A 3216-nucleotide genomic window follows, 5' to 3' on the forward strand; every position below is an offset into this window, starting at 1 on the left:
GTTGGCCACATGGGAGAGTTGCGATCGGTCGGTTCCGTCGTTGGTTACCTCATGCATGACGATCAGATGATGGTTGGCCTCGACGGCAATCTGGACGTTGTAGCCGACGATGCCGGAACCGCGGCCGCTGGTCGCCATCGAACGGGCATCGGGATCGGTCAGCGATATCTGCTGGTCTGCGGCAGCGAGCATCTCCACCTTGAGAAGCTCGAGACGCCGCATCTGCTCCTTCAGCGCCTCGATCTTCTCTTTGAGGCGGTTCGTCTTGGTTTGCAGCGCCTCTGACGGCTCCTGCCGGTCGGCAGTGTCGAGCTGCTCAAGATAGCGCGCGACGCTCTCCTCGATCTGCGCCATGCGCCGCTCCATCTTGGCGCGCGTGAAGTTCTTGTCGCGGTTGTTCACTGCCTTGAACTTGCTGCCGTCAATCGCGACGCTGGCTTGCGTCAGCAGGCCCATCGCGCGGCACAGTGCGATAAAATGAGCACAAACTTTGCGGATGGCAGCGCCATTGTCCTTGCGGAAGTCGGCAATCGTCTTATGATCGGGTACAAGCCGACCCAACAGCCACATCACCTCAACGTTGCGCCCAGCCTCGTACTCAAGCCGCCGACTCGACTGAACCCGATTGAGATAGCCGTAGATGTAAAGCTTCAGCAGGATCGAGGGATGATACGAGGGTCGGCCGGTTGCCTCGGGATCGACCCCACCAAACCCAAGCTCGGCAGATCGAGTTCTTCGACGAAGACATCGACCACGCGAGCCGGATTGTCCTCGCCGATCCAGTCTTCCAGGCATTCCGGAAACAGCGTGGTCTGACCGCGATCGACCCCCTCAACGAAGCGCCTCATCCGATCCTCCCGCAAACCGCACGAGAATCTTATCGCGGGAATCAAAGCAGGCGATGCGTTTTTACACAGGCTGGGTCAAAAAGCGAACTAGCGTCTTGTGCGGGTCGAGTCCGTTCATCATCAATTTCAGACATGATGTTGCGGCGTCGCGAACGTCGAAATGGGCCAGCAGCGGAAGTCGCTTGTATCACTCGCTGCGCTATCGGACCTAACAGGCTGTTGAAAAAGGCACTCGCGGCCGACCGGCGACCGTGATTCATTGGCTCCGACGAGATTCGGAGATGGGGCGTGCGCGGCGGCGACGATCGAACGGGAGAGCTGTTCAGCTACGTTGACCTGGAGGCGCGGGTGCGGCGTGATCATCCGCTGCGAGCGATCCGGATGATTGTGAACGAGGCATTGTCGGCGCTGGAGCGTGAGTTTGCCGCGCTCTATTCGCCGATTGGGCGGCCATCGATCCCGCCTGAGAAGCTGCTGCGGGCAATGCTGTTGCAGGCGTTTTATTCGATCCGCTCGGAGCGGCTTCTGATGGAGCGGCTGGAATACGATCTGCTGTTCCGCTGGTTCGTCGGAATCGGCGTTGACGACGCAACCTGGGACCATTCGGTATTCTCGAAGAACCGCGACCGGCTGCTGGAAGGCGACATCGCGGCCAAGTTCCTGGCGGCGGTGTTGGCACCGCCCAAGGTGAAGAAGCTTCTGTCGAGCGATCACTTTTCGGTCGATGGCACGCTGATCGAGGCCTGGGCCTCGATGAAGAGCGTCAAGCCCAAGGACGGCTCGAGCGAGCCACCAGCGCAAGGCGGCGGGCGCAATGCCGAAGTGGACTTCCATGGCCAGAAAGCTCGAACGACACCCATGCTTCGATCACCGATCCCGATGCCAGGCTCTACCGCAAGGGAAAAGGCAAGGAGACGAAGCTGTGCTTCATCGGGCATGGGCTGATGGAGAACCGCCACGGCCTGCTGGTCGACGCCTGCCTGACGCTGGCGGACGGGCATGCCGAACGGGTGGCCGCGCTGCACATGATCGAGCCTCGTGCCGATCGACCGACGGCGATCACACTTGGCGCCGACAAAGCCTACGATGCAGAAGACTTCGTCAACGAGCTGCGCTCGATGAACGTGACGCCGCATGTTGCACAGAACACCAGCGGCCGCAGCTCTTCGGTTGACGGACGAACGACCCGGCACAGCGGTTATGCCGTCAGTCAACGCATCCGCAAGCGCATCGAGGAGGCATTCGGCTGGATCAAGACGGTCGCTGGGCAAGAGAAGACCAGCTTCCGTGGCCGTGATCGCGTCGCATGGGCTTTTACCTTCGCTGCCGCCGCGTACAATCTGGTGCGGCTGCCCAAGCTGATCGCGGAAGCCGGCTGATGGCCAAGGTGCCCCGCTTCGCGAAGGCCTTTGCCGGCCGCTGGCACATCGTTGAAATGGACAACTGGGACGGCGACTTCCTCGATCTTGTCGAAGAAGCGCATCTCACATTCCGGGGTAAGTCCGATGGTGAAATTGCCTTCGGCGCGCTCAAGGGCTTTCTCGACGTCCGCTACGGCGCGCGAGACGGTTCGGCATGCGCGGAGTTCTCATGGGAAGGCCACGACGAGAATGACCCCGCCTGCGGTCGCGGATGGGTTATGATTGGCACTGCTGGCAGGCTCGTCGGCCACTTTTACATATACAATGGCGACGATTCAGCCTTCGTTTGCGAACGCGCTTGAGTTCTTCAACAGCCTGCTAGGTCCCCGCTTTCGCCGGGACGAGCGGATGAGGCCTTCGCACGCGGCTCCATCTCTTTCTCTTTTTACCGATCGTCTTAGCCGTTCGCTTACCGTCCCCGGCCAAATAAGCCGACAGAACCAATCAGATTAGTGCGGCATTCGCTGAGACGATTACAAATGCGCAAGACCAAGCCGGACCCGTCATGCGCGCCGTTATTGCTATTGCCGTTATTTCGCTTATCGCTTGCGCCATCGTGCCGCGTTACGCCGCGCAAATGATGCCGGCGCCCGGCCCGGCAACCGCGGTCGCGGCGGCGCATCCGGCTATTGCGGCAGCGCAGTCCAGCATCGCCGCTTCGCGCTCGGTCGTCATCGCGCCAAGCCGCGGCGGAGACTTCCGCGTCACCGGACGCGTTGACGGCCGCCGCATCGATTTCATGGTCGATACCGGCGCCTCGGTGATCGCGCTCAAGCCCGAAGACGCCGCCATGCTTGGCATCCATCCGGTCGAGCGCGATTACGTCGCCTTGGTCAAGACCGCGAATGGCGTCATACGGGTGGCGCCGGTCGAGCTCAGCACGGTCGAGATCGAGGATCTTGAAGTCCATAACGTTGCCGCGCTGGTGCTACCGGCCGGCGTTGCCT

The 3216-nt window shown here is 61.2% G+C and carries 2 protein-coding genes and 2 pseudogenes; 3 read left to right on the top strand and 1 reads right to left on the bottom strand.

Annotation, left to right across the window (positions count from 1 at the left end; genetic code table 11):
- Positions 1–848 (bottom strand): annotated as a pseudogene (locus VKR55_RS13015) (IS1182 family transposase); the annotation flags it as partial.
- Positions 849–1136: 288 nt separating this feature from the next.
- On the opposite strand from VKR55_RS13015, the pseudogene VKR55_RS13020 reads away from it, so the two are divergent.
- The 3 genes and pseudogenes from VKR55_RS13020 to VKR55_RS13030 all read left to right on the top strand — a co-directional run.
- A pseudogene (locus VKR55_RS13020) lies at positions 1137–2227 on the top strand (IS5 family transposase).
- On the top strand, positions 2227–2571 hold the full coding sequence (locus tag VKR55_RS13025) for a hypothetical protein (RefSeq protein WP_324403823.1): 345 nt from the start codon (positions 2227–2229) through the stop codon (positions 2569–2571). Before VKR55_RS13020 ends, VKR55_RS13025 begins: the two are co-directional and overlap by 1 nt.
- Positions 2572–2774: 203 nt before the next feature.
- Positions 2775–3216, top strand: a 442-nt coding sequence (locus VKR55_RS13030) for a retropepsin-like aspartic protease family protein (protein WP_324403826.1), incomplete at its 3' end; no start/stop codon positions are given.

The sequence above is a fragment of the Bradyrhizobium sp. genome, from assembly GCF_035309285.1.
Classification (GTDB): domain Bacteria; phylum Pseudomonadota; class Alphaproteobacteria; order Rhizobiales; family Xanthobacteraceae; genus Bradyrhizobium.

What these genes read in the sequence shown, in the direction of transcription:
- VKR55_RS13025 (WP_324403823.1), top strand. Translation starts at nt 2,227, where the DNA reads ATGGCCAAGGTGCCCCGCTTCGCGAAGGCCTTTGCCGGCCGCTGGCAC.